This is a genomic window from Nonomuraea sp. NPDC059194, from assembly GCF_042754765.1.
GTDB lineage: Bacteria > Actinomycetota > Actinomycetes > Streptosporangiales > Streptosporangiaceae > Nonomuraea.
On the sequence record NZ_JBHZBH010000013.1, the window covers coordinates 18,741 to 44,887 of the forward strand.

Consider the following 26,147-nt stretch of genomic DNA (forward strand, 5'->3'; position numbering starts at 1 on the left):
CACCCACTCCTTCCTCATGAAGGAAAGGAGTCTGGATTGAACAGGATGAAGTCCCTCTTCCCCTTGTCGCTGCTGCTGGCGCTGGTGGCGGGAGTGCTGGCTGTACCCTTGCCCGCTGTGGCCGCGCCCGCCGCCACGAGGTTCGCCTGCGACGGCGCCGACGCCCCTGGCAAGGGCTGGGTGCTGCCGGTCTACGTCTACCAACCCGGTCAGGATGCCTACGGCACCGACGCTGCCGCCCTGTTGAACTCGATGTGGGAGACCGACCAGGCCTTCGACGTCAGCGCGCACCGCTTCGGCGTCTCGCGCAGGATCCGCCTGGTGCAGGACGACCAATGCCGTCCGGTCGTGGCGAAGATCCCGTTCGTCAAGGGCAGGAACCGGGCAGAGATGGGCAAGGCGCTAGACGAGAACCTCGCCGCCCAGCCCGCGCTGGTACGCAAGCTCTGGCCGACGAAGCGGGTCAAGGCGCTCTTCTTCGTCAGGGACAACGACATCACCGGCTCATGCACGGGAGGCGGCGCCGACGCCGGGCTCAGCAACGGCGGCGCCATCCTGCCGCGCTGGTGCTGGGGCGAGGCGGGGCTGACGCACGAGTTCCTGCACTCGTTCGGGCTTTCGCACTGCGGCCAGAAGGGCGGCGGCGGGCCGAACGGCAACGACCCGCTCTGCCGCAACTGGGGCAGCCGGCCGGAGTGCACCAGCGACGCCGCCGCCAACTACCACCTGGACTCGTGCCGTACGGACGAGTTCCGGTACTTTGAGCCGACGCCGGTGCGGCAGCCGCCGCTGGAGAGGAACAGGAACGTCGCGTTCAGTCCGTACCTGATCCAGGACGAGCCGAGCTCTGTGTGGGAATTCCGGATGAAAGCCGTGGAGAGCGGTAAGTGCCTCGACGGCACTGGGCAGCAGGTCGTGCTGCGGCCGTGCGCCGACGGGAAGTCGCAGATCTGGCAGCGAAGCGCCGACCCTGACGGCTACCTGACGATCCGCAACGCCCAGACCGGGCGGTGCCTGACCATGCCCGCCGCCGGGGCCGCGCCGATCGTCACCGACGAGTGCGCCGACCGGCGCAAGGACCAGCAGTGGCTGCCCAAGGCCGACCAGGACAAGACGAACTTCGGCAGCCGGACCGGCGGGCAGCTCGGTCTCAAGGCCGCCGACGACGGCACCCCGGTGGTGCGTGACGGCACGGGCACGTTCGTGGCCGAGCCGCTCGGCGGCACCCCGGCCCCGACCGCCACCCCTACCGCCCCACAGAACCCCAACCCGGCGCCCGCCCCGACGAAGTCGACCCCGACCGCGTCCACGCCCACCCAGCCTGTGGAGCCGTCCACGCCGACCCAGGAGCCGGAGGCGAACGAGACCGCCGACCCCGCCACGACCCCCGCGCGGCGCAACACCCGGTTCCGCGCCGCCTCGGGCGCCTGCCTCTCCGTGAGCGGGTCGAAGGTGCGGCTCGGATCGTGCCGTACGGCCTGGCGGGCAGTCCCGGTCTCCGGCGGAGCCGTGCAGTTGCGCAACAAGGGCCGCTGCATGACCCTGGCCGCCAAGCGCTCGCTCATCCTGGCCACCTGCGCCAGGACCGCCACGCGCCAGCGCTGGCTGCTGGAGACGCGCCCCGACGGCAGCCTCACGCTGAAGCTCGCCGCCAGCCGTGCGACCAGGCTCGTCGCCAACGCCAGGACGGCCCGGGTGTACGCCAAGGCGGCGTACGCCCGCAATGCCACGAGATTCACCGCCAGGTAAGTGCACCAGCAGACCGCCGAGGACACGGCCCTGACCGACCAGGTCAGGGCCGGGGACAGCCGTGCCGCCGAGGAGCTCTACCGGCGGCACCACCCCGCGCTGCTCGCCTTCGCCCGCCGCCTGTGCCAGGACCCGCACACCGCCGAGGACCTGGCCAATGAGGCGTTCGCCAGAACCCTGCGGACGGTGCGCACCGGGACCGGCGGCCCGTCGGCGGGCTGGCGCCCATATCTCTATGTGGTGGCGCGCAACACGGCGGCCGAGTGGGCGCGCGCCGACCAGCGGCTGGTGCTCACCGCCGAGTTCCGCGACGACGACCTGACGGTGGCCGGTCCCGAGCCGCCCGACGAGCTCGTGGCCCGCGCCTACCGCTCGCTGCCGCCGCGGTGGCAGACCGTGCTGTGGCATACGCTGATCGAGGACGAGGATCCTGAGCGGGTCGCGACGATCCTCGGCATCACGCCGGGCAATGTGAGCGTGCTGGCGTTCCGCGCCCGTGAAGGTTTGCGCAAGGCGTATCTCGCCGCACATGTCACGGTGTCAGCCCCCGGGTGCCGTGCGCATGCCGAGGGGCTGGCGGTAGCCGTACGGAAGAAGCGCGGGCGGCTGCCGCAGGCGCTGCGCGCGCATCTGGAGTCGTGCCCGAGCTGCGCCCGGGCGCACAGCGAGCTGCTGGACCTCAACGCCACGTTGCGGGCCGCACTGCCGATCGCGCTGCTGCCGTTCGCAGCCGAGGGGCTGGGCAAGGCGGCGGGGATGAAGGCTCCCGTAGCCAAGGCCGTGATGTCGAAGAACGCGGCGTCGAAGGCCGCGCTGGGCTGGGCGGGGGGCGCGGCGGTGGCGGCGACCGCCGTCGTGATCGCGCTCACCGCGCCGTGGGCCGCCGAGCCGCGGTCCCCCAAGGCAGCGGGGCCCGCGCCGAGCCCGGTGACGCCGTCCGAGCCGGAGCGGAGCCCGGGGTCGCAGTCCAGGCCGGAGCGGAGCCCGGCACCGCCGTCTGGACGTCCGGAGCGTCGCGAACCAGCGCGGACCGCCCGGCCGACGGCGGCCGGGATCAGGATCGGCCACGCGGGCCGGTGCACTGGGGTGGCGGGCGGCCGGATCGCGTCACTGGGCTGTGCCGACCCGCGTGCAGGGTGGCGATTGACGGGTGCGAAGGACCGGTTCCAGCTCGTCAACGTGATGAGCGGTCAATGCCTGACGGCGGGAGAGAAGTATGACACCGCCTCGTTCAACGGCGGCGGCATCCGCGCGGTCAGGCTCGCGCCGTGCTCGGCCGCGCCCGCCCAGCGCTGGAAGCGGCCGGTCTTCTCCGACGGCGTACCCCGCCTGGTCAGCGTTCCGTCGGGCATGGCGCTGTCGATCGGCAAGGAGTTCGGCGGCAAGCGCCCGCCGACCGCGTTCATCCTCTACGGCGCCTACACCGGCTCCGGCGACCAACGCGTAAGGCTGCTGAAACCGTGACGGCGGGGCCGTACGGGGTCGGTCCTGTACGGCCATGCGGCACGGTGATCTCTACCGGACCGCGGGGCGGCGTGCGACGCAGGCGCAACTCGGCCAGGATTTCCAGCACGAGGCACTGCGCCGGGTCGAGCAGCGGCGCAACCAGGCCGACCGTGCCGAGCATCGATCCGGGGACAGCTCCCCGGGTGTCCCCCTCGATGCCGGCGTGTCCGAAGAGGGCGGTGGCCAGGCGAGTGGAGAGCGCGGTGGTGTGGGCGCTGGCCTCCCGACGTGGCAGCCCACTAGCTCCGGCGGCACGAACAGGCTGGTCCAGCGCTGGATGCGTTGGCGCTCCACCGGGTCGTTGGTGTCGGAGGCCCAGACGCGGTCGGTGCGCTTCAGGATGCCGTAGTCGATCCGGGCGCCGCCCGAGGAGCAGGATACGATCTCCAGTCCGGGGATAGCGACGGCGGAGTTCGTCGGGCAGCCGGTAGACGGCCGCCGTCTGGGCGTGGACGCCGAGGCCCCCGTCGTGGATCGCCTCAAGCAGGTCGCGGTTGTGATCCCACTTCAGGTAGTCGATGCCGTACTCGTCGATCAGCGCGTGCAGGCGCTTTACGATCTGCTCGTTCGCCTCGGGGCGGGCCAGGTCGAGAACCTGCTGGTGCCGGGCCGCTGGGGCAAGCCGTCCGGCTGCCGCGAGCAGCCAGTCAGGGTGGGCCCGAGCGAGGTCGGAGTCGGGGTTGATCATCTCCGGCTCGACCCAGAGCCCGAACTGCATGCCAAGTGCCCTGACCCGCTCGACCAGCGGGTGCAACCCGCCCGGCCAGAGGTGTACGTCGACGGTCCAGTCGCCCAGGCCCGTGCTGTCGTCGCGGCGTCCGGTGAACCAGCCGTCGTCGAGGACGAAGCGTTCGACGCCGACGCGGGCGGCGCGTTCGGCCAGGTCGGTGAGCTTGCCGAGGCGGTGGTCGAAGTAGACCGCCTCCCACGTACTGAGCGTTACTGGCCGGGGCGCGTGTGGGTGGCTGGGTCGGGCTCGAAGGTGCCTGTGCAGGCGTTCGGAGAGGCCGTCGAGCCCGGTAGCGGACCAGGCGAAATAGATCCAGGGGGTTCGGTGGGAGTCTCCCGAGGCCAGGCGGATCTCGGTCGCCTAGGCCGCCGGGTTCGGCCCCCCAGTGCAGGATGGCGGGGAGGCCGGTGTCCGACAGGTCGAGGACGAGGGCGGACCCGGCCGCGGCGAGCACGGCCAGGTCCCGGTGGTGCATGGTCATGCGTTCGTGAACTCCGGTGGTGTCGTTGGCGAGCGCATCACAGACCGATGACGGTCAGATCGGCGCAGGACGCCCATGGGTTGCCGTTGACCTCCGACAGCGCGCGGAATCGCACGTACCGGCCGGCGACGGCGGGGAACCTGATGGTCTTCAAAGTGGCATCGGTGGCAAACGTTCCGGTGGCCAATGCGCTGCCCCAGTTCATGCCGTCGGCCGAGACGTAGAACTCGTAGCCGCCGATCCAGCCGTTCGTGCTTCCGTCCTGCCGCGGTAGGTAGGTGAATCCGGAGACGGAGCGGGCGGCCTGCATGTCGAGCTGGATCTCATGCGGGTACGTCGGGGTCGGGGCAGCGCCGGTCCACCGGGTGTGCCAAAAGGTGGACATGTTGCCGTCCAGGACGTTGGTTCCGGGGTCGTTCTCGCCCGTGAGCTCCTCGCTGGAGACGTACTTCACCGTCCAGCCGGTGCGCGGCAGAACGTGCGGGCCGCCGCCGTTGATCTGGACGTTGAAGTGGCTGGTGCCGTTCAAGGTAATAGTGAGGACCAGGGTCTTGGTGGTGGGGTCCCAGGTCTGCGTGTTGGTGTAGGGACGGCTCATGCCAGGGTAGTCGTCGAAGACGACACGCGGTCGCCCGCCGTTCCAGGTTCCGACGATAGTGAGCGTGACATCGCGGAGGTCGCGCGAGGTCCTGTCCGGCAGCGTGCGGTTTCCGACCGTGGTGATCGAGCCGTCGGCGTTGACGATCGGGTTACCGGCGCTGTCCAGCTTCGGCGCCATGTAGTTCTGGCCGAAGGCGACGGTGGTCGCCTTGTCGGTGACCTGGGATATGGCGTCGGTGAGGTTGAGGCGGTAGTTGAAGACGTGGACACCCAGGTTGGACGGGTTCTCCTGGATGATCAGACTGGTGTGCTCGTCGGCGCTGATGGTCACCTGCGCGCCGGGTACGTTCGTCAGCGGAATGACCGAGGCGGTCTTACGCTGCTCCCACATGACTGGGTTCGTGTAGTACCACTGCTTGCTCGCTCCGTCGGAGCGCACCACCCAGCCGTTGCCGGTGCTGGCGAAGCCGGGGAACAGGCCGTCGTAGTAGCTGGTGGGCTGCTTGGAGGTGACAGTGGTGAAGCCGGACAGATCTGCGGCGGGCATCGTGGCAGGCACCAGCGAGATCATGCCGTAGCGTCCGTCGACCGCCATCGCGTTGTTGACCGAGTTCCTCCAGCCTGGTGTCGAGAAGCTGTCGATCCCCTTGGCCAGGGCCTGCTGCTGGGCGGCGACCTGGGCCCGGGTCGGGATCTTGATCCAACCGTTCGCGACGCCCTGCAGCAGGGGGTAGATGCCGAACTGGGCGCCGGCATAGCGGTTTCCGAGCGCACCATTGGTGAAGAAGGAGGCTTCCAGAAGGAAGCAGGTAGCGCCCTGAGAGAGATCACGGACGATCGACTGGACCTGCAGGGCATGCGGGTACTGCAGGATGTACTTCCAGTCTTGTCCTCCGCTGCCACCGGGGAAGACGCCCTTGCCGTCGAGGCCCCACTTCCACCAGTCGCTCGACGAGCCCCAGTTGCCGATGTAGCCGGTCAGCCAAAGACCCTTCAGCAGTGCGTCGGTGCTGTTGGTGGCGAACGACTCCTTGTTCAGGAAGGCCAGGTTCTGGGCATTCGCCTTCATCGTCGGCAGGAACTGGGCGTTGCGCTCCATGTAGTCCAGCATCATGCCGTGGGTGCCGAAGATGTTGGTGTCGGTCCAGAAGAAGAACATGCCCTGCTCGCCGACGAGATTGAACAGGCTGATCAGGTAGTTGCTCTGGTCGATGCCGTTGTACAGCTCGGCTGCGTTGAGGCCGACGAAGCTCTTCGGATGGGTCTGCGCCCAGCTACGCCACTTGCTCACCGGAATGGCTTGCGTGCCGGTAGCGCCCTGGGCGACCTGCACGGTCACGGGGATACCGGCGGCCTCGGCCTCATCCAGCTTGGCCTGGATCCAGTTGGTCGCGGCCGGGACGTCATGGATCTCGCTGCCGGGGATGAGGTTGATGTAGCAGTAGGGCTTGAGGCTCGCCGGGACCGTCTTCCACAGCTGAGGGAGCGTGCCCTGGTACGGCTCGTCGCTCTGCCCGAGGTTGATCAGGTGGGCCGGGTGGGTCGCGTCGATGGTCGCACGCAGGGCGGCGGCTGTCGTCGCGGCTGCGGCCGTACCGCCGCCGATCTCGCCGAGGGGGCCGAAACCGGCCATTCCCGCTCCGATCGCCGCAATCGCACCGAGAAACTGCCGCCGCTTCAGACCGTCGGCCGTATCCGCGTCAGGCCTGGCTCTGAGGTGTTCCCAATCTGCCACCGCTGCCTCCTGCGGTTCACCGGCCCGAGAGGGGCCGCATGGGGTGAGGTAGCGGAAACGTAGGCGACATGGGGCCGTCGCATAAAGAGTTTGGAAACGTCGCTCGGCAAGGCTCCATATCCGCAGGGCGCACCAGGGCACGCTGCTTCGTGCGCGGAGGCGGGGCGGTTACGAAAGTGAGCGGCCCTCGGCTTCATAAGTGTTGCCTGCCTGGTGCAGGGTCACCTACAGTCCTCCCCACCCGGTTACGAAGACTGGATTCGAAACATACTTGGGATACCCGAAGAGAGTGCGCCATGTCCACGTTCGCAGCCAGCGGTCGAGCCTCCGGGCGAACGACCACGGTGGCCTGCGCCGCGGCACTGCACGCTCTCGGCGAGGCCACGCTCAGTGAATTGGCGTCGGCGACCGGGCTCTCCAGACCCACAGTCAAGGAGCGTCTCGCCGAACTCCAGCACCTCGTCGAGATAACGTCGGGCGCCGAGCACGGGGAGTCGCCTACCCCTGGCGGCGGCCGGCCGGCGTCCCGGTTCCGATTTCGAGGCCGGCACGGGTTCGTCATCGGCGCCGAGATCGGCAAGCATGACCAGCGGATCCTGGTCTGCGACATCGGCGGCCGGATCCTGCACGTCGGCCGGCACCACGATCCGGATGCCCGATCGGGGCGAGACCGGATCAGCGCATTACGAGGGCGTCTGGACCGCGTGGTTACCGCCATACAGACCACCCACGGTAGCTGGATCGGCCTGGGCATCTCGCTCACCGGCGGTATCGGACCGGACGGGCGAGTCAGCTACGCGCCCCACTACCCCGATCTTGAGGGGCTGTCCCCGGCCGAAGCCGGCCTGGTGTTCGGGAACGTTCCCCTGATCGTGGAACACGACCTGAAAGCCGCAGCGCTCGCCGAGCACGCCTACGGCGCGGCGCGCGGTGCCGACACCTTCGCCCTGGCCCTGGCCTGGCATGAACTGGCGGCCGGTATCGTCCTGGACGGCCGGATCTACCGAGGCAGTAGGAACCTCGCCGGTGAGCTCAATCTGATCGACGACGACCTGTCGGCACCGGCGCACTGGGGCGACGTGGAGTCGTTCCTACCGATCCTGGAGGCCGCCCATCGCGGTGATCCGCGAGCACAGGAGGAAGTGGAGGCGTTCGCCGCGCGCGCCGCACGCCAGATCGCCTATCTGACTCTGGCCATCGACCCGGAGCTGGTTGTCCTCGGTGGGCCGCTCGCGCATCATCAGGCCCTTATCGAGCTCATCACGACGTGTTTGCACGCCATGATGAGCAAGGCGTACCCGGTGAAGGTGGCCGTCACCGAGCATCCGACACTCGGCCCCGCCCTCGGCGCGCTGCAACTGGCGCTGACTCACGCCTTCGGCAACCTGCTTGGCGATCCCGCGTTCCCCGCGCGAATCGACGTACGGCCGCTGCACTCAGCCGTGTAAACCCCCTCACGCACTGCCACTTCACACCCCCCTGTAGGAAGAGGAACCTGTCATGCCCAGAATCCGGAGAACCGCCGCGATCGGCGCGGCCGTACTCGCCATGACGGCGGTGGCCGCCGGCTGCTCCAGCTCCACCCCCAAAGATGGTGCGGGCCCCGCCGACCACGTCACGATCACCTACATGCTCCCCAGTTCCTGGGCGAACGTCCCCGGCTTCCAGGACAACGTGCACGCTTGGGAGAAGCAGACCGGCAACACCGTGACCCTCACCCCGGTGCCCGACGCGAACTACGACTCGCTGGTGCAGGCCCGGCTCGCCGCCAAGAGTGGCATCGACATCTTCGCGGGCCAGGACACCGCCAAGGACAAAGCCGCGATCATGCACCCTGGCACCGGCCCCTGGCTGGAGCGGCTGGACCCCGGCATCCGCAAGGCGATCACCTCGCCCGACGGCAAGGTCTGGGGCACCCCCAGCGCCGACGGCCTCCACGCCAGCGGCGTCATCTACAACAAGGACGTCTTCGCCAAAGCCGGCGTGACGACGCCGCCGACCACCCTCGCCGACGTCCAGTCCGCCCTCCAGAAGGTCAAGAACGCCGGGGTCACCCCGCTGTATCTGAGCGGCAAGGACGGCTGGACGCTGCTACAGCACCGCAACTCGGTCAACGCTTCCTTTGTTGGCGCCGACCAGCAGCTGGTCTCCAAGCTCGACGCCAACCAGATCAAGTGGGCCGACGTGCCCGGCTTCAACCAGCAGTACCAGGCGCTGGCTGACTGGGTGGGCAAGGGCCTGATCAACGACGACGCCCTCACCGCCACGTACGAGTCGGCCACCGCTGCACTCGCCAACGGCAAGGCCGGTGCGATCATCAACGGCACCTGGGCCCTCGCGGAGATCACGAAGGCCAACCCGTCCGCGAACCTTGGCTTCTTCCTCTTGCCCGCGGCGGACGGCCCCAGCACTCTGGGCCTCGGGAAGCCCAACCTGCTCAAGGTCGCCACATTCTCTAAGGCAGCCGTCCAAGCCCAGGACTTCCTCAACTTCATGATCGCCCAGCCGCAGGCGCAGAAGTTCATGGCCGCCAATCCCGGCGTCTCCGCCTTCACCGACGTCAAGGCCGCCAGCCCGTCCGGCGCCGTCGCCGACCTGCAGAAGCTGGTCGACCAGGGCGGCTTCGTAGTGCCCTTCGACCAGCAGTCGGCCATCCCGCAACCGCAGGACGACATCGTCGCCGCCTACCAGGAGCTCATCGGCAAGCGAGTCGACGTCACCGCCTTCGGCGAGCTCGTCCAGAAGGCCTGGCAGAGCGCCGGAGCCAAGGCCACCGCCGCCGGGTTCTGACCCAGAGCCCGAGATCGGAGACAGTATGAGCCTCGCCGCCATCAGGCGCAGGGAAGGGCGGCGGAGATCGCGAGCGGGTACGGCGGGCGCAGGGCGATCGGGTGTCATCCACACTTACCGGTACGCGTTCCTGGTCCCGGCGGTAGCGATCTTCACCGTCTTCTTCCTGCTACCCGCCTTCTTCGGCATGTATCTCTCGCTCACCGACGCCTCGACGTACGTCCGTGACACGCACTTCGTGGGACTGGCGAACTACCGCCTGATGATCGGCGACGGCTCCGTACTGTGGAATGCCACCAAGAACCAGTTTCTATACGCCGCTTGCGTGACCGTCGGCAAGACCGGGCTGGGCGTGGCGATCGCGTTCCTGCTCAACCGGGCCTTCGCCGGTGTAAAGGTCCTGCGGGTCGTGGTCTACCTGCCGATCATGTTCTCCACGATCGTGGTCGGCCTGCTCTTCGGCTACATCCTCAAGGCCGACGGGCCGGTCAACGCGCTTCTGGAGCCCTTCGGCCTGGCCCAGAACTGGCTCGGCAGCTTCGACCTTGCCCTCTACAGCGTCACCGCGGTGGACACCTGGATGGGCGTCGGCTGGACGGTCGTCCTGGTCCTCGCCGCCCTCCAGTCGGTGCCCCGGGAGCTGATCGAGAGCGCACAACTCGACGGAGCCGGGGCCTGGCAGACGGTCCGCCATATCAAGATCCCCTGTATCCGCCACGCCATCAACCTGGCCGCGTTGCTCACCTTCATCACCGGGATGAAGGCCTTCGACATGATCTACGCCACCACCGGTGGCGGCCCGGGCACCGCGACCGAGGTCCTGACCTCCTACGTATACAAGCAGCTGAACACCGGCGCCCTCGGATATGCCTCAGCCGTCAACGTAGTCCAGTTCCTCGTGATCACCGCCGTCGCCCTGGTGATCAACCGTTTCGTCCGCAGGATGGAGGCGACGGCATGAGCTCCGCACCCGCAAGGCCCCGTGTCCGGAAGATCTTCACCGCCCTGGCCACTTATGGTCTGGCAGCTCTGGTCGCCGTGGTCTTCCTGGCCCCTCTGTACCTGGTCGTGATGACCAGTCTCAAGGGGACCACGGAAGCCGGGTCGATGAGCTTCGCGCCGCCAGAGAACTGGCATTTCGACAACTACCTGACGGTGATCAGCACCGGCAACGCGCTACGAGCTCTTGGAAACAGCGTGTTGATCGCGGCCATGGTCACCGCCGGCACCATCCTGGCGTGCTCGCTGGCCGCGTTCGTGATCGCCCGCCGTCCGGGCCGAATCTCCGGCGGCGTCTACAGCTACTTGCTGTCCGGACTGATCGCGCCCTTCGCGTTCATCCCGGCGATCCGGCTGCTGCAGGAGATCGGCCTGGGCGGCTCCTACATCGGCCTGATCCTCACCGACATCGCCGTGCAGATCCCGTTCATCACCCTGACCTACGTCGGGTTCATCCGGCAGTTGCCCCGCGAGATCGACGAAGCCGCTTTGCTCGATGGCGCAGGCTCCCTGCGCCTCTTCTTCACCATTGTCTTCCCGCTTCTACGGCCAGTCACCTTCACGGCGCTGGTGCTGGTCTTCACCTATGCCTGGAATGAGTTTCAGAACGTGCTCTTCTTGATTCCCGATGCCGATCGGTGGACCCTGCCGATGACGGTGTTCACCTTCCAGACCACGCACAGCTTCGACTACGGGCTGGTATGCGCCAACCTCGTTCTCACGATGCTTCCGGTGGTCGCCGTGTACCTCGCAGCGCAGAAGTACATCGTCAGCGGAATGGTCGCCGGGGCGGTCAAGGCATGAGCAACGAACGCTTCGAACGATCTGCCTGGTTCCGGCACGACCGCTTCGGGATGTTCATCCACTGGGGACCGTACGCCGTCCCCGCCCGAGGCGAGTGGGTCCGCTCCCACGAACGTATTCCTCTAGCCGACTACCAGTTCGCCATCAACGGCTTCGACGCGGAGGACTTCGACCCACACGGCTGGGCCGAGCTCGCCGAGCAGGCCGGCATGAAGTATGCGGTGCTGACGGCCAAGCACCACGACGGGTTCTGCTTGTTCGACACGGCGCACACCGATTACGGCAGCATGCACAACGGCATCGGCCGAGATCTGGTCGCCGAGTTCCTGGAGGCATTTCGCGCCCGCGGCATCAAGGTCGGCCTGTACTTCTCACTGCTGGACTGGAGCCGCCCCGACTACCCTCACTACGGCGATTGGGCGCACCCCGAGCGTGACAACCCCGCCTTCGCTTCCCACCGGCCCGACCTCGACTCCTACCGGACCTTCCTGCACGGGCAGGTCAGGGAGTTGTGCACCAACTACGGGAAGCTGGACATCCTCTGGTTCGACTTCTCTTACAAGGGAATGGGACCCGAGGAGTGGGGCGCCACCGAACTCGTCCGGATGGTCCGCGAACTCCAACCGGACGTCATCATGGACAACCGCCTGGAGACCAGTGGCGAGGCCACGGGCTCCATCGTCACCGACGAGCCCACCCCGTACTGCGGGGACTTCGTCTCTCCTGAGCAGGTGATCCCGGTCGAGGGATTCCGCACCCCCGATGGCACGCCGGTGCCGTGGGAGGCGTGCGTCACACTCAACAACAGCTGGGGATACGTCGCCGGCGACGATCTGTGGAAATCGGCCGAGCAACTGGTCACCAAGCTTGTCGAGTGCGTCGCCAAGGGCGGAAACCTGCTGCTCAACGTTGGTCCGGACCGGCACGGCGTCATCCAGCCCGAGGCCGTCGAACGGCTCCGGCGGATCGGCGAGTGGCTGGCCGCCAACGGCGAGTCCATCTACGGCGCCGGCCCCGCGGAGTTCGGCACCCCCGAATGGGGCTACTACACGCGCAGGGGCTCAGCCGTGTACGCCCACGTCCTGCGTGCCCCGATCGGGCCGCTGCCGCTGATCGGGCTATCGAAGGACGCGATCGAGCGCATCACCCTGCTTGCCGAAGGACGCGAACTCAAGCTCTGCGACGAGTGGGTCGTAGCCCCCTACCCCGACATCCCCTTCGTCCAATTCGGCGAGGTCGGGCACTTCACCTACCCACTTAGTGACCCGGTCGACACCGTCCTGAAGATCGAACTGAACCCCACCGGCGGACGCTGACCACAGCCGCACCGGCCCTGCGGGCTGCCATTCACACGGAAGGCATGAAGAATGACGATAAGACTGCTTGCGAGATTTCTGGTTGTCGCAGTGGTAGGAGTTCTGCTGCCAATCCTCAACGCGAGTATGCCGGCAAATGCGGTGGCGCTCCGCCGGGTCATCTCCAATACGAATCCCGTGTTCATGCTGACGGTGGCCAACAACCAGCCTCAGTCCACGATACAGAACATCATCGATACGGTTCCGCCGGACTTAAGGCCGTATGTAGTGGTCAGCCTGTACTACGAGCCGATCACGGATAGCGCGGCCAGGAACTGGTTCGACACACAGCTCGCGATCGCCGATCAGCTCGGCATCAAGGCAAACGCACAGGTCGCGAACGGTTGGACAGGCACTTCCATCGACCTGGCATTCGTGGAGAGCATGTACCAGAAGCATACGTCGTTCGTCGGCCCGCTGTTCGCTGAGCTGCATGGCACCAATTACGGCACGGTCGCCAGCATGCTGGATCTCTCGGCTCGGTATGGCGGCTACGTGTTCAACATCGAATATACCAACGGCGGAAACGGCATGCTGTCCGCACATTCGTCCCCGACGATGCTTGCTGCCATGAGAGCAAATCCAGGCAACTATATTCCTATCGCGAAGCAGACGACCAACTCCAGGTATCACGAAACGGAAGCCATTGCCAATGGCCTCTGGACAAGCGGGCTGGCGGGCAACTGGGGGGTCAATCCGGATACATGGACCTGGTGGGAAACGGGGCGAGCAGGTCTATTTCAACCAGAGCCAGGGCGTCGCGGTGCAAACGGATGGAAGGCTCTTACCACCTATCCGGAGGCGCAGATCTCGGAAGTCATGCTGCAATCCGCGCTTGCCGGCTCGACGGTTTTCGCCAACTTTGAGCATTATTCATACACGCACTTCAACAACGGCAGCACAACGCCTTCTTTCGAGAAGGAAGTCATCCCCACAATGCGTGAGATCGTGGGCAAGAACCTGATTCCGACCCGCGCAGATGTCAGGTCGAAGATTAAAGTCGCCTACCTGAGCGACAATAATCAGATCAACAATGACTACTACTCGGACCTCTACGCCGATGGCACTAACGTCGACTGGCTGCGCACTTCAGGCAGGTACTACATCATCCCACTTCTCGTTGGCGGCACCAATGCCACCGAGAGAGGCCACTTTCCGGCTGTGATCAGCACGTCGCAATACACCTCGGTTTTCCCAACTGTCGCCGCCAAGCTCAGCTACTTCAACTCGCGATACGCTCCCGACGCATTGGGCAGCGCAACCGGACAGAACTTCCTCACTGACAAGTGGCTGATCCTCAACAACCTGGAAAACACCGACCAGATGCAAAACACGGTCGCATATCCACGAGTCAGCACGGTCGATTCATTTGGTATGACGATGCCGCCGAATACCTATGCGATCGTGGATGAGGACGCCAGTGCATTGAAGTTCCGAATCAGTAATTACAACGTGAACAAAGATTCGATATGGTCACAAGGGAGCTGGGGTAATACGGAGTTTCAGAGCTGGATCCGAACGGCATACCAAGTGTCGCCCGACGAATCAGACATGCGAACGACGGTCGTCGAGGTAAATGGGCATACCGGCGAAAGCAAGCCGACGATCTCCGTTGCCGGCTACAACGGTTATAGCGGCTATACGTATAGAGACAGCTGGGACAGCATCAACAAAACATACAGGCTGTCGATTACGCATAACGGGCCGATCGATGTGACGATCAACGCCTGGGGCTCCAATAGCGCTCATCGTCGGCCCACAGACGAGACACCCATAGTGATCCAAGGCGAAACCGCAGCATTCAGCGGAGCCGCCCACATGATGGTGAACAACGCCGCATCCGGCGGCCAGGTCGCGGGATTCGTCGGCAACAGCACCGCGAACTTCGTGTCCTACAGCGTCAACATGCCGAAAGCCGGGCTCTACAAAGCCACTCTCGCCACCTTCAACGACGGCACACGCGATCTCTCCGTTAGCGCGAACGGCGCGCCCGCACAGACCTTCAGCGTCGCAGGCAATGGATGGTCGTCTCCCGCCGACACACAGTTTTCGCTACAACTTCAAACGGGAAACAATTCGATCAAGGTCTTCAATAACACCGCTTATGCTCCAGACCTGGACACGCTTTCACTGATACCCCCCGCCCAGACGAACGGGGCCGAGGCTGAGGCGCCGGGGAACACATTAAGCGGCGCTGCCGTGGCGGTATCCTGTGCGGCTTGTTCGGGCGGTGTGAAGGTAGGCAACATCGGCAACGGTCCAGCCAACTACGTGACCGTCAACGGCGTCGACGCTGCCAGCGCCGGCACCTACAACCTCACCCTGTCCTACGTTCTATCCGGCACCCGCTCGTTCTACCTGAACGTCAACGGCGGCCCCGACCAGCAGGTGACCCTCACCGGAAGCAGTTGGACCGCCACCAACGCCGCCACCATTCCCATACAGCTAGCGGCAGGCACTAACACCATCAAATTCCACAACGACACCGCGTACGCACCTGACCTCGACTCAATCACCATCAACTGACAGCCCGGCCAGATCGAGGAGCTGTGCACCCGGTACGGCCTGGACATTCTCCGTTCGACTTCTCGTACGGGGACATGACTGCCGAGAAGTGGGGCGCGGTGAAGATCATGGACATCGTCCGTGCCCCTCAGCCGGGCGCCATCGTGGGTATCCGGCTGGAGGCGTCGGGGAGGGGCCCGGGTCGATCGTGACGACCGCCCCACCCCGTGGTGCCCCCACCGCGGGCCTGACCCTGCTGGACGTGGGGATCCAGATCCCCTTCACCACGCTGCCGTACATGGGCTTCGTCAAGGGGCTACCCAGGGAAATCGACGAGGCCGCCGTCCTCGACGGCGCGGGGCCTGTGCGGCTGTTCTTCCGCGTGATCCTGCCACTGCTACGGCCGGTGACCACGACCAACGTCGTCCTGCTGTTCACCTTCGCCCGGAAGGAGTTCCAGAACGTGCTCTTCCTCATGCCCGACTCGTCCACCTGGACCATGCCGATGCGCGTCTTCGACTTCCAGAGCCTGCACGCCTACAACTACGCGCTGGTCTGCGCGAACCTGATCATCGCCGTCGTCCCCGTGCTGATCCTCTGTCTGAGCGCCCAGCGGTACATCGTCAAGGGCGTGATCGCCGGAAGCGTGAAATAAGCCTGCGCGGAAGGACAACATCACAGATGGAAATCCGCATCCAGCAACTGGGCGACGAGCACTCCCTCGCCTATGTCCGCTCACAGATCGACACCTTCGGCGCGCACGCCGACCCGGCCGCGTTCCGGATATCGGCCACCGGAGCCACCGCCTTCGGCGTCCTGGAAGGTCCCGAGCTGGTGGCCAAGGCCGCGTACGTCCAAGCCGTCACGAACTGGAACGGGCAGCGGCTCGCCACGGCGACCGTCCGCGACGTGACCGTGGACGCGGAGTGGCGCGGCCGGAAGATCGGTAGGAGACTGCTGACCACCCTGCTCCGCGACGCCCACGAGCGGGGCTGCGTCCTGGCCACGCTCTACCCGAGCGTCCCGGCCGTCTACCGCGCCCTCGACTTTGAGATCGTCGCCGATCGCTCCCTGTGGCGGCTCCCCACGGCGGGCCTCGCCGTACGGCGGCCTCCCGAGGGCGTCACGGTACGTCGGGCCACGTTCGAGCAGGCCGCGGAGTTCCACGACCGGTACGTTCGCGCCGTCGACGGCGCGCTGGTCAGGACAGCCGCCATGTGGGACCCGGCGCTGACCCACACGGTGGCCGTGGACGTGTCCGGGACAAGGATCGGCCACGCGAGCTGGCGGCGCGCGGAGGACCATCTCCTGGTTGCGGACCTGACAGCAGTCCGGCCCGAGGCGTACTTTGCCTTGCTCGGCACCCTCGCCACCTGGGCGGACCTCCTGCCGGAGACGCGTCTGTGGGCCTCTGCGGGCGACCCGCTGTGGCTCGTGTTGCCTGGAAATCCGTCGGAAGTCGTCGGCCACCACCGCTACATGGCCCGCATCCTCGACGTTCCGCGGGCGCTCGCGGTGCGTTCCTGGCCGGTCGACGGCACGGCGGAAATCGGCGTACGCGACCCCCTGGTCGAGGCAAACACCGGCCGCTGGCGGATCCAGGCCTCAGGCGGCGCAGTGGAGATCCGGCGCGTGAGCTCCGATCCAGGGGTGGAGGCGCTGACGGCCCGCGCCCTTACCGCGCTGTTCGCCGGTCGGCCGGGTGCGGACCTCGCCGCCAGTGGTCTCGGCACGGTTCCCGACGACGTCCTACGGCTCTTCGCCTCTGGCCCCACGCCGCGCGTCTTCGACGGCTTCTGACGGCGGCAGGCTGCGTAGTAGGCGTAGACGGCGTCCAGCCCGGCCGTTTGGGCGATCTCGGCGATGATGCCGTCGGCGGCGCGGGCGGTCAACCGTCCGCCCTTGACGTTGAGGAACAGGGCTGGGTTGTCGCCGAAGAGCTGCCCAAGAGCGCGCCGCGTGCGTTGGAGGAACGCGCCCGCATCCGCTGGCTGCGTGCCGTGGAGGCGCCGCTACCACATTCGCCGGATCGCTGGCCGCCTGCTCAGGCCCGGCCTCCACCGGCAGCGCCGCCCCGGCGGCCGCCAAGGACACGATCGAGGCAGGCCCCAGCCTCACCCCCACGCTGGTGCTGACGGCGGCGCGTGGGCGGGCTCCAGGCGTAGAGTTCGCTGAGTGCTGCCGTCGATCTCGTGGTACGGCACGCCCGCCAGGGAGCCGACGGTCCCGTCGCACCACCGGAGCCGGGCACCGAGGCCATCCGCGCCTGGCTGGCAGAGCACGACTTCACCCAGGGCGCACAGGCCGACCAGGTGCTCCAGGAGACCATGCGGGCCCTGGCGACGTGGGGCGTGCACACCACCCACCCGCGGTACTTCGGGCTGTTCGCCCCCACCTGGTGGGGCGTCGCGCTAGGTCTCGCAGGCGGATGGGCGTTTGTCGATACACGGTGGAGGCCTCTCGTCGGTGGTCTTGGATTCTGGGGTTACCGGGTACGACGAGGGGTTGTCGTGGTGGCTAAAACACCGCCAGAGAATTGGGATGACGGTCCCAGGCCTGTTGCGCTTCTCGCTGAGGCGTAGTCGGCTCCTTGCGTGAAACATGCGATAAAGCTCAACGAACGGCAGCTGGGCGTTCTCCGGCGCATTGCCGACGGCGAGATCACGTCGAGACAGATGCCTTTCCTGACCACCATCGACGCTCTGCGGAGTCGCGGATTGATCAAGATCGGCTCTGCACGACAACAGGAAAAGCTCACGATCACCAACTCGGGCCGGTTCTACCTGGAGCACGGCCATTACGCCGACGGCGCTGAACCCCGGCGTCCCCGGCCGAGGACGGCCGATCTGGTACTCGCCCAGATACGGGCTTTGAAGGAGGTCGAAGGCGTCTCACCCAAGCAAACTCGGCGAGCTATCAGGATCCTCCTTGCGGTAACTCGCGAAGCAGTCCGCCGCGGCCACTCCGTCTCGCTCTATCGAGGCGGCCAGATCGAACTCCACATCCGTCAGGGCGGGGTCACGGTGTCCGTGACCGAGAAATTCGCCCGCGTCCCCAGGGAACTGACCGCCAAGGAGAAGCAGTGGATCGAACAGGCGAAGGCGGAGCCGCATCGTCTCCTCCCGAAACCGCGGACCTGGGAGAGGGGCCCAACGGGGATGCTCACGCTGGATGTCGTCGAGCGCCCAAGGATGTCCTCGTACTCAGGGGACTGGTCGGACGAGAGAGGCTGGCGGCCGGAGAATCACATCGAGGAGATCCTGGCCTACGCCGAGAGTCGTGCCGCTGCCCAGGAAGCACGCTACGAGGCCGAAGCCCGCGCCATGGAGCAGCGTCGCCACAAGGACGAACTCGATCGAGAAGAGGCCATCAAGCAATTCGTGCAAGCTCGCCGAGCTTCGGCCTGCGGCAGCAAGTGGACGACTGGCGCCATGCGGCAGACATTCGCGCCTATTGCGACCAGCTAGAACAGCTCCTGGCCGATGCCATCGGGGACGACGCGGAACGCACCCGCACGTGGATCGACTGGGCGAAACGGTACGCCGACGCCCTCGACCCTCTGCTCGAGGTCCCGCCGCCAAGCGAGCCCATCATCCGGCGTTGGTCCGAGAAGGACCTTGAGCCCTACCTGCCGAAGCGAGACCACCGTTTCGGCTCCCGCTATCCGTGGTATTGATCTCTGCCTGAGCTATCGATGAAGCATCAACGTCATCCCAGCTCACCAGCCAGGCCGGCCTTCTTGATCCAGCGGCCCCATCGGGCGCTGCGCTCGAACTGGAACGCTATGGCCTTCCCGGAAGGGAGAGCTCCGTCCGGAAGGCGGTTCGACTGGGCCCACCGCCATGCCGTCCTATGAAGATCGACCACATCGTGCTCACGTAGCCGAAGACGTTCCTGAGGTGATGGCTGGTACTCCTCCAGCTCGATCTCCTGGTCCGCGACCTCCGTTGTCTCGCCATCTGTTGGTCCTCCCGAAACTCGGCGAATCTGCGCCATCAGCAGCTCATAGCTCCCGATCAACGCTGCCGACGGCCAGGCCGCGATAATGCGGCCGATCACGCTGGGCTCCGCGACCGCGACGTTCGCCCCGAGGCTGGCCAAGCTACCAACGATCAAGAGAGTCCAAGCCAGGGCACCGCCGCGCGAGCCGTACCGATTAGCCAGGAGGATCGACATCGAGGCGACCACGATGGTGCCATCGACCGCGAGCGGGATAAGTGCCGCCGCGAGGTGGTCTTCACCATGGCGCAGGCAGAGCTCGTGCATGTGCCGGAAGGACACGACTGCGGCGATCCCCGCCAGCAGCCCAACGCCCGCGATGGTTGTGAGCTGGATTCGACGCACCGCCCGAATGTTCGACTCCATGCAGCCTCACCCCTCCCGAACAGGGAGAACAAGGGTGGTAGACGCCGCGAAGGGCATGTACGTATCGAGTGTGTCCCCCCTCGGACACAAACCTTGCGCACATGTGGGGGTTCGGAGCTATCCGAGCCTCCACTAGTCGTTTCTGGGGCCTGTAGACCAGGCTGAGCCCGATGTTCGCGTAGACGTCGGCCTTGTCGGCGGCGTCGGCGTCCTTGATGACCTGGCCATGTCGCCGATCAGGTGGAGCTTGTCGATGACGACCACGGCGGGCCTCCGAGACTGGCAAGGATCGTTGATCGTAACCATCGTTACGCAGAGCTACTTTGCCGCCGGTGTCGCGGACCCGGAATGCGCCCGCTGACCCTGGAAGCCGGAGGTGAACCGGCCGGCTCGTGGCCGCGTTACTACGACAGCCTCACCGCGCCCGTCGGCAATTGGCCCTCCAAGCCCCCGCGCTATCGCTATCGCGCAGGCTCTGGGCTTCCACGACAAGACCACCACCCGGCTCGCATCCGAAGCGGGCGGGACCTGGAGTCCGCTACGCCCCAAAACGGTCACACTCAGTGAACGACGCAGAGGCCGGAGCACGAACTCAGATCACTCGGTTCATGCTCTCAGAAATGAGCTCTTCGACCGGTGTCAGGAAGATCTCGAGGTCGCGGATCTCCGGTGTGTTCTCCCCGGCGTGAAGTCTGAGGTTAACGCAGCGTTGCAAGATCCGGCGTTGTTCCGGCCGGGCCTTACCGGCAATCTTGATCCAGAACAAATTACCGCAGGGGAGGCAAGTAGTGGCATACAACCTCATACAAGCAGAATCATGAACATCGTCACCTCAACCATCGTTTTCACCGTCGACGATCCGGCTGCCGCCGCCCGGTTCTTCACCACCCACCTGGGTTTCCGCGAGGTGCTCAGTACGCCGGACTTCACCTGGCTGGGCCGCGACGACTCGGCCGCCGACATTCTGCTGTACCCGCGCGACCTCGAACTGCCGCACGAGCGGGTGGCTCAGCCGGCGGTGGCGTTCGCGGTCACCGATCTGGTCAAGGAATACGAGCGTCTGTACGCCGCGGGCGCGCCCATCACTCGGCAGTTGCACCGCAACCCGTGGGGTGAGTGGCTGGTGCGCCTGACTGGCCCCGACGGCATCGTCGTCGAGCTGACCGAATGGGTCGTGCCGGGCGGCGCCTGATCCACCCCCGAACGGCAGGTGCGTCGAACACGCCTCGCCGCAGTCGATCACTCTCTGTACACGAATGGAAGCTAGAAGTAATGCAGCCGCATCCGCGTCGATGGCTGATCCTGGTCGTGCTCTGTCTGAGCACGCTGGTGCTGGTCATCGACAACATGGCGCTCACGGTCGCCGTGCCCTCCCTGGCCGCCGATCTGGGCGCCACCTCGCAGGACATCCAGTGGGTTCTGGAGTCCTACATGCTGGTCTTCGCCGGCCTGTTGCTGACCGCCGGATCGCTGTCCGACCGGTACGGCAGGCGCAAGATCATGGTCATCGGCCTGGTGCTGTTCGGCGCCGCCTCCCTGGCGGCGACTCTGGCCACCGACCCCGGCCAGCTGATCGCCGCCCGTGTGGCGATGGGCGTCGGCGGCTCTCTGATCATGCCCTCCACCCTGTCGATCCTGATCGTCGTCTTCCCCGACGAGGTCGAACGGCGCAAGGCCATGGCCGCCGGAGCCGCCTTCGCCGTGCTCGGCCTGGTCGGCGGCCCCGTGCTCGGCGGCGCCCTGATCTCCTCTCTCGGCTGGGAGGCGATTTTCTGGATCAACGTCCCCCTCGCCGCCCTGGCAATCGTGGCCGCCATCACCCTGATGCCCGAGTCCAAGGGCCCGGTCACCAGGCCGGACCCCCTCGGCGCCATCCTGTCCATGGTCGGCATGACCGCGCTGGTGTGGACCATCAACGAGCTCGCCCACGGCATCGCCTGGACCTCGCTGGCCGTCGCCGTCCTGGCCCTCGGCGCCTTCGTCTACTGGGAACTGCGCACCGAACACCCGATGGTGCCGCTCAAGCTGTTCCGTGACCGCGACTTCGCGGGCGGCAGCCTGTCGCTGACGCTGGTCCAGGTCGGCAACGGCGGCCTGCTGCTGGTGCTGACCCAGTACATGCAGTTCGTCCTCGGCTACACCCCCACCCAGGCCGGGCTGGCCTTCATCCCCATGTTCATCGCCTCGGTGGTCTTCAACGGCGTCGGCGCCGGGCTGGGCGGCAAGATCGGCAACCGAACCACCGCGGTCGTCGGCATGCTCGTGATGGCCGCCGGGTTCGCCCTGCTCAGCTTCTCCTCCTCCGACAGCTTCACCCTGCTGGCCGTCGCCCAGGTCGTGCTGGGTGCCGGTAGCGGCCTGGCCGGGCCGTCGGCGATCGCCGCCCTGATGGGCGCCATCCCGACCGAGCAGGCGGGTGTCGGTTCGGCGTTGAACGACACCATCCAGCAGGCCGGCGCCGCTCTCGGCGTGGCCATCCTGGGCAGCCTGGCCACCAGCAGCTACGCCTCCGCCATGCCGGCCACCGCGCCGGAGGAGGCCCGCCGTTCGATCGCCGCCGCCGTCACCGACCCGTCCCTGGCCGCGGCCGCCCGCCAGGCCTACGACGCGGCCATGTCATCGGCCTTCCTCGGCGCCGCGGCCGGAGTGCTCGGCGCCGCCGTACTGGCTCTGATCCTGCTGCGCGGACGCAAGGTGGGCGCGCACGCCGCCTCCCCGACCCCGCAGCAGACCCCGGTCGGCGTCACCACCTGAAGCCGCTGGCCGGAGTAGACCTGACGCTCGCCCCCGACCATGCGAAATGCCGTGTCAGCGGTGGCGTCAGGACGGCAACGGCCCGGCATCAGAGCGATCGGCGACGGTGGACACCTCGAGCCCGAGCACACGGGCTTGCCAAGCCCGAGCGGCCGGGGCGGGTCCGCACATTGAACACTTTGCAAGGAGATTCACGATGGGTTTTTCAACGACTGGGCTGCACAGGTTGCACGACGTGCTGGAAAGGCATGTCGAGTCCGGGCAGATCCCCGGGGTCGTCGCCCTGGTCAGCCAGGGTGGCGACACGCACGTCGAAGCGCTCGGGACGATGCGCCACGAGGGCGGCGCACCGATGCGCCACGACACTATCTTCCGGATGGCCTCCACCACCAAGCCGGTCGCGATGACGGCGGCGATGATCCTGCTGGATGAATGCCGGATCCGACTGGATGACCTGGTGCAGCAGTGGCTGCCGGAACTGGCCGACCGTCAGGTGCTCAAGCGCATCGACGGCCCGCTGGACGACACGGTGCCGGCCCGGCGGCCGATCACCGTCCGGGACCTGCTGACCTCGACCTTCGGGCTCGGCGTGGACATGGCGGCGCTAGGCGCGCCGATCATGGGCGCGATCTTCGAGAACGGGTTGACCCCTGACCTGCCGCAGCCGATGCCCGAGCCGGATGAGTGGATCCGCCGTCTGGGCACGCTGCCGCTGATGTATCAGCCCGGCGAGCGCTGGCAGTATCAGATCAGCCACGACGTGCTCAGCGTGCTGGTGGCCAGGGTCACGGGCCAGTCGCTGGAGGCGTTTCTGCGCGAGCGTGTCTTCGAACCGCTGGGCATGAGTGACACCGGCTTCCACGTGCCCGGAGAGAAGATCGACCGGCTGCCCGCGCTGTATGCCCCCGACCCGCAGAGTGGTCAGTTCCACGTGTGGGACGAGCCGGTGGGTGGACGGTGGAGCTCGCCGCCGGCCTTCCAGGGCAGCGGTGGGGGGCTCGTCTCCACCGCGGATGACTACCACGCCTACTTCCAGATGCTGCTCAACGGTGGCGTGCACAGAGGCGAACGCATCCTGTCTCTGCCGGCCGTCGAGCTGATGACCACCAACCGCCTCACACCTGAGCAGACGGCCGCCCGCACCGCGCTGGCCACCGACAACGTCCACCTGTCCTACGGCCAAGGCCAGCACGGCGGCTGGGGCTACGGGATGGCGGTACGCACCTACCGCGGTGACTACGCGCCGATCGGCCAGTTCGGCTGGGACGGCGGAAGCGGCACCTCCACCTATGCCGACCCCGCGAATCAGCTCATCGGGATCGTGCTCACCCAGGTCGGCATGTCAGCCCCGAACTCGGCACGCCTCATCCACGACTTCTGGACCACTCTCTACCAGGCCATCAACGACTGATATCCCCCTTGACGTCGTAACAGATCCCAAAGGAGCACACCATCATGTCTGTCACTCTCACCGCCCAGGACAAGGCCACCCTGCGTACCGCCGCCTACGGCGCCGTCACGCTGATCGCCGCCGCCGACGTCGCGGGCTCGCCGCACAAGGCCGCCACCGCAGGCTCGCTCGCCCTGTACTCCGCGACCGGTCCTATCGGGCACGTGCTCGCCGAGAAGAAGTCGGACATCGGCCTGGACGGCAAGTCGGTCGCCGCGATCGCCGACCACGTGCTGCCCGCCCTGACCGCGGCCATGAGCCTGCTCAAGCAGCAGGACCCGGCCGAGGCCGGCGACTTCCGCGCCACCGTCCTGGTCGCCGTCGAGGCGGCCGCCCAAACGGGCAAGGGTGTGCCCAGCCCCACCGTGACCGAGATGGCCCGCAAGATCACCGCAGCGCTCGACGCGGTCTGACAACCACCACGAAGATTCCTGAAGGAGTGCATGTGTCCGTTTCCCATCGGCGAGGGCTTCTCGCCGCAGTCCCGCTCGCGGCCACACTCGTGGCCGGCGTCGCTCCCACCGCGTCCGCTACGGCGGAGCCGAAGATCGAGATCTCCGGTGGGGTGACGCAGCCCGTCTTCTCCTACGCCGACGCCATCCGCGAGCACGTCCGGGTGGAGTCGCCGGTCGACAGCGACGGCGACGGCAAGAAAGACCTGGTCCGGGTGGACATCATCCGGCCGAAGGAGTCCGCTGCCGGGCTCAAGGTTCCGGTGATCATGCACCAGAGCCCGTATTTCGACAGCCCCGGCGCCGGGTACGAGATTGAGAAGAAGAAGTACGACGCGGACGGGAACCCGACGAAGTTCCCGCTGTTCTACGACAACTATTTCGTGCCGCGCGGGTACGCGTTCATTTCCGTCGACATGATCGGCACCAGGTTGTCCGACGGCTGTCCGACCCTGGGCGGCCGGTCCGACGTGCTGGGCGGCAAGGCGGTCATCGACTGGCTGAACGGCCGGGCGATCGCCTATGACGCCAAGGGCGCCCCGGTCAAGGCCACCTGGACAACAGGGCGCACCGGGATGATCGGGCACTCCTACGAAGGGTCGCTCGCCATCGGGGTCGCCGGCACCGGCGTGCGCGGGCTGGCGACGATCGTGCCGCTCGCGGGCCCGAGCAGCTGGTATGAGATGTGGCGCTCGAACGGGACCCTCACCGACATCACCGGTGGGCAGGAGTGGATGGCCAAGCGGATCGATGCGGATCCGCCCGAGAAGTGCGCGGCGGAGCACCGGCGCATGAACGAGGGCTCCGACGACGCCACGGGCAACTACAACGCCTACTGGCGCGAGCACGACTTCCGGACCGGCCCGGTCTCGAACGTGCGCAACGTGCGGGCCAGCGTCTTCAGCGTGATGGGGATGCAGGACCGGAACGTGATGGGCGACCAGTTCTCCACCTGGTGGACCGAGCTGCCCCGGACCGTGCAGCGCAAGGCGTGGCTGACCCAGCACGGGCACCTCGACCCGTTCTGGGCCCGCCGCGAGGTTTGGGTCGACACCCTGCACAAGTGGTTCGACCACGAGCTGATGGGCGTGTCCAACGGCATCATGCGCGAGCCGCGCGTCGACGTGCAGCTCGCCCCGGGCCGGTGGGTCGCCCAGGCCGACTGGCCGGCGCGGACGCGGGCGACGACCCTGCGCCCGCAGCAGGACGGTTCCCTGGAGCGCCGGCGCTCGGCCGGCACCGGCAGCTACCTCGACACGCTGCAGACCGAGCTGGCGATGTCCACCGATCCGGCCGTGGCCGACCCGAACCGGCTGGCCTTCTTGACTCCGCCGCTGCAGAGCGCGATGCGGGTGTCGGGGACGCCGTCGGTGACCGTGCGCCTCATGCTGGACAAGCCGACCGCCAACCTGGGCGTCCTGCTCGTCGACTACGGCACCGACCTCCGCATCAACCACGCCGAGGCCACCGCGACCTCCGCGCAGGGCATGAAGTTCACCGGTGGCGAGGACTGCGTCGGCCAGAGCACGGCCGATGACGACGCCTGCTACTTCAAGGCCACCGACAACACGGCGACGTCCGACGTCCACGTGGTCACCCGCGGCGTCATCGACGCGCAGAACTACCGGTCGCTGACCCGCGCCACGCCGCTCACGCCGGGCAAGCCGTACCAGATCACCTGGAACCTGCTGCCGCAGGACTACGAGTTCAAGATCGGGCACCGGTTGGGTCTGGTGCTGACCGGGACCAACGACGACCTCACCGACGCCGAACTCGGCACCGGGGCCAAGGTCACCGTCGACCTGGCGGGAACGTCGATCTCGCTGCCGCTGGTCAGCAACGGCTGACATTCAGTCCGGACGTTACAAACCA

General features: G+C 66.8%; 19 protein-coding genes and 1 pseudogene. 16 read left to right on the forward strand and 4 right to left on the reverse strand.

Features of this window, described 5'->3' with window-relative positions; genetic code table 11:
* Nucleotides 1–45: 45 nt before the first annotated feature.
* Together ACFXJ8_RS17795 and ACFXJ8_RS17800 are read left to right on the forward strand one after the other, a co-directional pair.
* Nucleotides 46–1,749, forward strand: coding sequence for a ricin-type beta-trefoil lectin domain protein (locus ACFXJ8_RS17795; protein WP_379645139.1), 1,704 nt, complete (start codon nucleotides 46–48; stop codon nucleotides 1,747–1,749).
* Nucleotides 1,750–3,213: a sigma-70 family RNA polymerase sigma factor gene (locus tag ACFXJ8_RS17800; protein WP_379644986.1), complete on the forward strand. Its 1,464-nt coding sequence runs from the start codon at nucleotides 1,750–1,752 to the stop codon at nucleotides 3,211–3,213.
* Between the two features lie 187 nt (nucleotides 3,214–3,400).
* Here the strand turns inward: ACFXJ8_RS17800 and ACFXJ8_RS17805 are convergent.
* Nucleotides 3,401–4,339, reverse strand: a pseudogene (locus ACFXJ8_RS17805) (alpha-galactosidase); the annotation flags it as partial.
* A gap of 164 nt (nucleotides 4,340–4,503) precedes the next feature.
* Nucleotides 4,504–6,699: a discoidin domain-containing protein gene (locus tag ACFXJ8_RS17810; protein WP_379644987.1), complete on the reverse strand. Its 2,196-nt coding sequence runs from the start codon at nucleotides 6,697–6,699 to the stop codon at nucleotides 4,504–4,506.
* 398 nt (nucleotides 6,700–7,097) lie between these two features.
* On the opposite strand from ACFXJ8_RS17810, the gene ACFXJ8_RS17815 reads away from it, so the two are divergent.
* The 9 genes from ACFXJ8_RS17815 to ACFXJ8_RS17855 all read left to right on the forward strand — a co-directional run bounded on the left by ACFXJ8_RS17815 (nucleotide 7,098) and on the right by ACFXJ8_RS17855 (nucleotide 18,721).
* The gene (locus ACFXJ8_RS17815; RefSeq protein WP_379644988.1) at nucleotides 7,098–8,249 is read left to right on the forward strand and encodes an ROK family transcriptional regulator; all 1,152 of its coding nucleotides are present in this window, start codon (nucleotides 7,098–7,100) and stop codon (nucleotides 8,247–8,249) included.
* 52 nt (nucleotides 8,250–8,301) lie between these two features.
* On the forward strand, nucleotides 8,302–9,591 hold the full coding sequence (locus tag ACFXJ8_RS17820) for an ABC transporter substrate-binding protein (protein ID WP_379644989.1): 1,290 nt from the start codon (nucleotides 8,302–8,304) through the stop codon (nucleotides 9,589–9,591).
* A 25-nt stretch (nucleotides 9,592–9,616) separates the two neighbouring features.
* Complete coding sequence (locus ACFXJ8_RS17825; RefSeq protein WP_379644990.1) at nucleotides 9,617–10,552, forward strand: carbohydrate ABC transporter permease; 936 nt, start codon at nucleotides 9,617–9,619, stop codon at nucleotides 10,550–10,552.
* Nucleotides 10,549–11,394 carry a carbohydrate ABC transporter permease gene (locus tag ACFXJ8_RS17830; RefSeq protein ID WP_379644991.1) on the forward strand — a complete coding sequence of 282 codons (846 nt, stop codon included), beginning with the start codon at nucleotides 10,549–10,551 and terminating at the stop codon, nucleotides 11,392–11,394. The genes ACFXJ8_RS17825 and ACFXJ8_RS17830 overlap by 4 nt, the downstream gene beginning before the upstream one ends.
* Nucleotides 11,391–12,710 carry an alpha-L-fucosidase gene (locus ACFXJ8_RS17835; protein ID WP_379644992.1) on the forward strand — a complete coding sequence of 440 codons (1,320 nt, stop codon included), beginning with the start codon at nucleotides 11,391–11,393 and terminating at the stop codon, nucleotides 12,708–12,710. The genes ACFXJ8_RS17830 and ACFXJ8_RS17835 overlap by 4 nt, the downstream gene beginning before the upstream one ends.
* 51 nt (nucleotides 12,711–12,761) lie before the next feature.
* Nucleotides 12,762–15,275 (forward strand): glycoside hydrolase family 98 domain-containing protein, encoded by a 2,514-nt coding sequence (locus ACFXJ8_RS17840; RefSeq protein ID WP_379644993.1) that lies wholly within the window; start codon nucleotides 12,762–12,764, stop codon nucleotides 15,273–15,275.
* A gap of 187 nt (nucleotides 15,276–15,462) precedes the next feature.
* The gene (locus tag ACFXJ8_RS17845) at nucleotides 15,463–15,909 is read left to right on the forward strand and encodes a carbohydrate ABC transporter permease (RefSeq protein WP_379644994.1); all 447 of its coding nucleotides are present in this window, start codon (nucleotides 15,463–15,465) and stop codon (nucleotides 15,907–15,909) included.
* Nucleotides 15,910–15,935: 26 nt separating this feature from the next.
* Nucleotides 15,936–17,054 (forward strand): enhanced intracellular survival protein Eis, encoded by a 1,119-nt coding sequence (gene eis, locus ACFXJ8_RS17850; protein ID WP_379644995.1) that lies wholly within the window; start codon nucleotides 15,936–15,938, stop codon nucleotides 17,052–17,054.
* 794 nt (nucleotides 17,055–17,848) lie between these two features.
* The gene (locus ACFXJ8_RS17855; RefSeq protein ID WP_379644996.1) at nucleotides 17,849–18,721 is read left to right on the forward strand and encodes a hypothetical protein; all 873 of its coding nucleotides are present in this window, start codon (nucleotides 17,849–17,851) and stop codon (nucleotides 18,719–18,721) included.
* Nucleotides 18,722–18,962: 241 nt separating this feature from the next.
* On the opposite strand, the gene ACFXJ8_RS17860 is transcribed toward ACFXJ8_RS17855, so the two are convergent.
* The gene (locus ACFXJ8_RS17860) at nucleotides 18,963–19,619 is read right to left on the reverse strand and encodes a DUF2637 domain-containing protein (RefSeq protein WP_379644997.1); all 657 of its coding nucleotides are present in this window, start codon (nucleotides 19,617–19,619) and stop codon (nucleotides 18,963–18,965) included.
* Nucleotides 19,620–20,211: 592 nt separating this feature from the next.
* Nucleotides 20,212–20,385 carry a hypothetical protein gene (locus ACFXJ8_RS17865; RefSeq protein WP_379644998.1) on the reverse strand — a complete coding sequence of 58 codons (174 nt, stop codon included), beginning with the start codon at nucleotides 20,383–20,385 and terminating at the stop codon, nucleotides 20,212–20,214.
* A gap of 51 nt (nucleotides 20,386–20,436) precedes the next feature.
* Between ACFXJ8_RS17865 and ACFXJ8_RS17870 the strand changes: the two genes are divergently transcribed.
* From ACFXJ8_RS17870 to ACFXJ8_RS17890, 5 genes are all read left to right on the forward strand, one after another.
* A complete protein-coding gene (locus ACFXJ8_RS17870) occupies nucleotides 20,437–20,811 on the forward strand; it encodes a VOC family protein (protein WP_379644999.1) in 375 nt (124 codons plus the stop codon).
* An 80-nt stretch (nucleotides 20,812–20,891) separates the two neighbouring features.
* Nucleotides 20,892–22,373 (forward strand): MFS transporter, encoded by a 1,482-nt coding sequence (locus ACFXJ8_RS17875; protein WP_379645000.1) that lies wholly within the window; start codon nucleotides 20,892–20,894, stop codon nucleotides 22,371–22,373.
* Between the two features lie 196 nt (nucleotides 22,374–22,569).
* Complete coding sequence (locus tag ACFXJ8_RS17880) at nucleotides 22,570–23,784, forward strand: serine hydrolase domain-containing protein (protein ID WP_379645001.1); 1,215 nt, start codon at nucleotides 22,570–22,572, stop codon at nucleotides 23,782–23,784.
* A gap of 44 nt (nucleotides 23,785–23,828) precedes the next feature.
* The gene (locus ACFXJ8_RS17885; RefSeq protein WP_379645002.1) at nucleotides 23,829–24,236 is read left to right on the forward strand and encodes a hypothetical protein; all 408 of its coding nucleotides are present in this window, start codon (nucleotides 23,829–23,831) and stop codon (nucleotides 24,234–24,236) included.
* Between the two features lie 32 nt (nucleotides 24,237–24,268).
* Nucleotides 24,269–26,122, forward strand: a complete 1,854-nt coding sequence (locus ACFXJ8_RS17890) for a CocE/NonD family hydrolase (protein ID WP_379645003.1) — start codon at nucleotides 24,269–24,271, stop codon at nucleotides 26,120–26,122.
* The last annotated feature ends 25 nt before the right edge of the window (nucleotides 26,123–26,147 follow it).

Bases quoted from the DNA above. Each gene is read 5' to 3' on its own strand.
- eis (WP_379644995.1), top strand. From the start codon at position 15,936: ATGGAAATCCGCATCCAGCAACTGGGCGACGAGCACTCCCTCGCCTAT.
- ACFXJ8_RS17830 (WP_379644991.1), top strand. From the start codon at position 10,549: ATGAGCTCCGCACCCGCAAGGCCCCGTGTCCGGAAGATCTTCACCGCC.
- ACFXJ8_RS17820 (WP_379644989.1), top strand. From the start codon at position 8,302: ATGCCCAGAATCCGGAGAACCGCCGCGATCGGCGCGGCCGTACTCGCC.
- ACFXJ8_RS17840 (WP_379644993.1), top strand. From the start codon at position 12,762: ATGACGATAAGACTGCTTGCGAGATTTCTGGTTGTCGCAGTGGTAGGA.
- ACFXJ8_RS17825 (WP_379644990.1), top strand. From the start codon at position 9,617: ATGAGCCTCGCCGCCATCAGGCGCAGGGAAGGGCGGCGGAGATCGCGA.
- ACFXJ8_RS17810 (WP_379644987.1), bottom strand. From the start codon at position 6,699: ATGGCCGGTTTCGGCCCCCTCGGCGAGATCGGCGGCGGTACGGCCGCA.
- ACFXJ8_RS17880 (WP_379645001.1), top strand. From the start codon at position 22,570: ATGGGTTTTTCAACGACTGGGCTGCACAGGTTGCACGACGTGCTGGAA.
- ACFXJ8_RS17815 (WP_379644988.1), top strand. From the start codon at position 7,098: ATGTCCACGTTCGCAGCCAGCGGTCGAGCCTCCGGGCGAACGACCACG.
- ACFXJ8_RS17795 (WP_379645139.1), top strand. From the start codon at position 46: ATGAAGTCCCTCTTCCCCTTGTCGCTGCTGCTGGCGCTGGTGGCGGGA.
- ACFXJ8_RS17860 (WP_379644997.1), bottom strand. From the start codon at position 19,619: ATGGAGTCGAACATTCGGGCGGTGCGTCGAATCCAGCTCACAACCATC.
- ACFXJ8_RS17875 (WP_379645000.1), top strand. From the start codon at position 20,892: ATGCAGCCGCATCCGCGTCGATGGCTGATCCTGGTCGTGCTCTGTCTG.
- ACFXJ8_RS17870 (WP_379644999.1), top strand. From the start codon at position 20,437: ATGAACATCGTCACCTCAACCATCGTTTTCACCGTCGACGATCCGGCT.
- ACFXJ8_RS17835 (WP_379644992.1), top strand. From the start codon at position 11,391: ATGAGCAACGAACGCTTCGAACGATCTGCCTGGTTCCGGCACGACCGC.
- ACFXJ8_RS17885 (WP_379645002.1), top strand. From the start codon at position 23,829: ATGTCTGTCACTCTCACCGCCCAGGACAAGGCCACCCTGCGTACCGCC.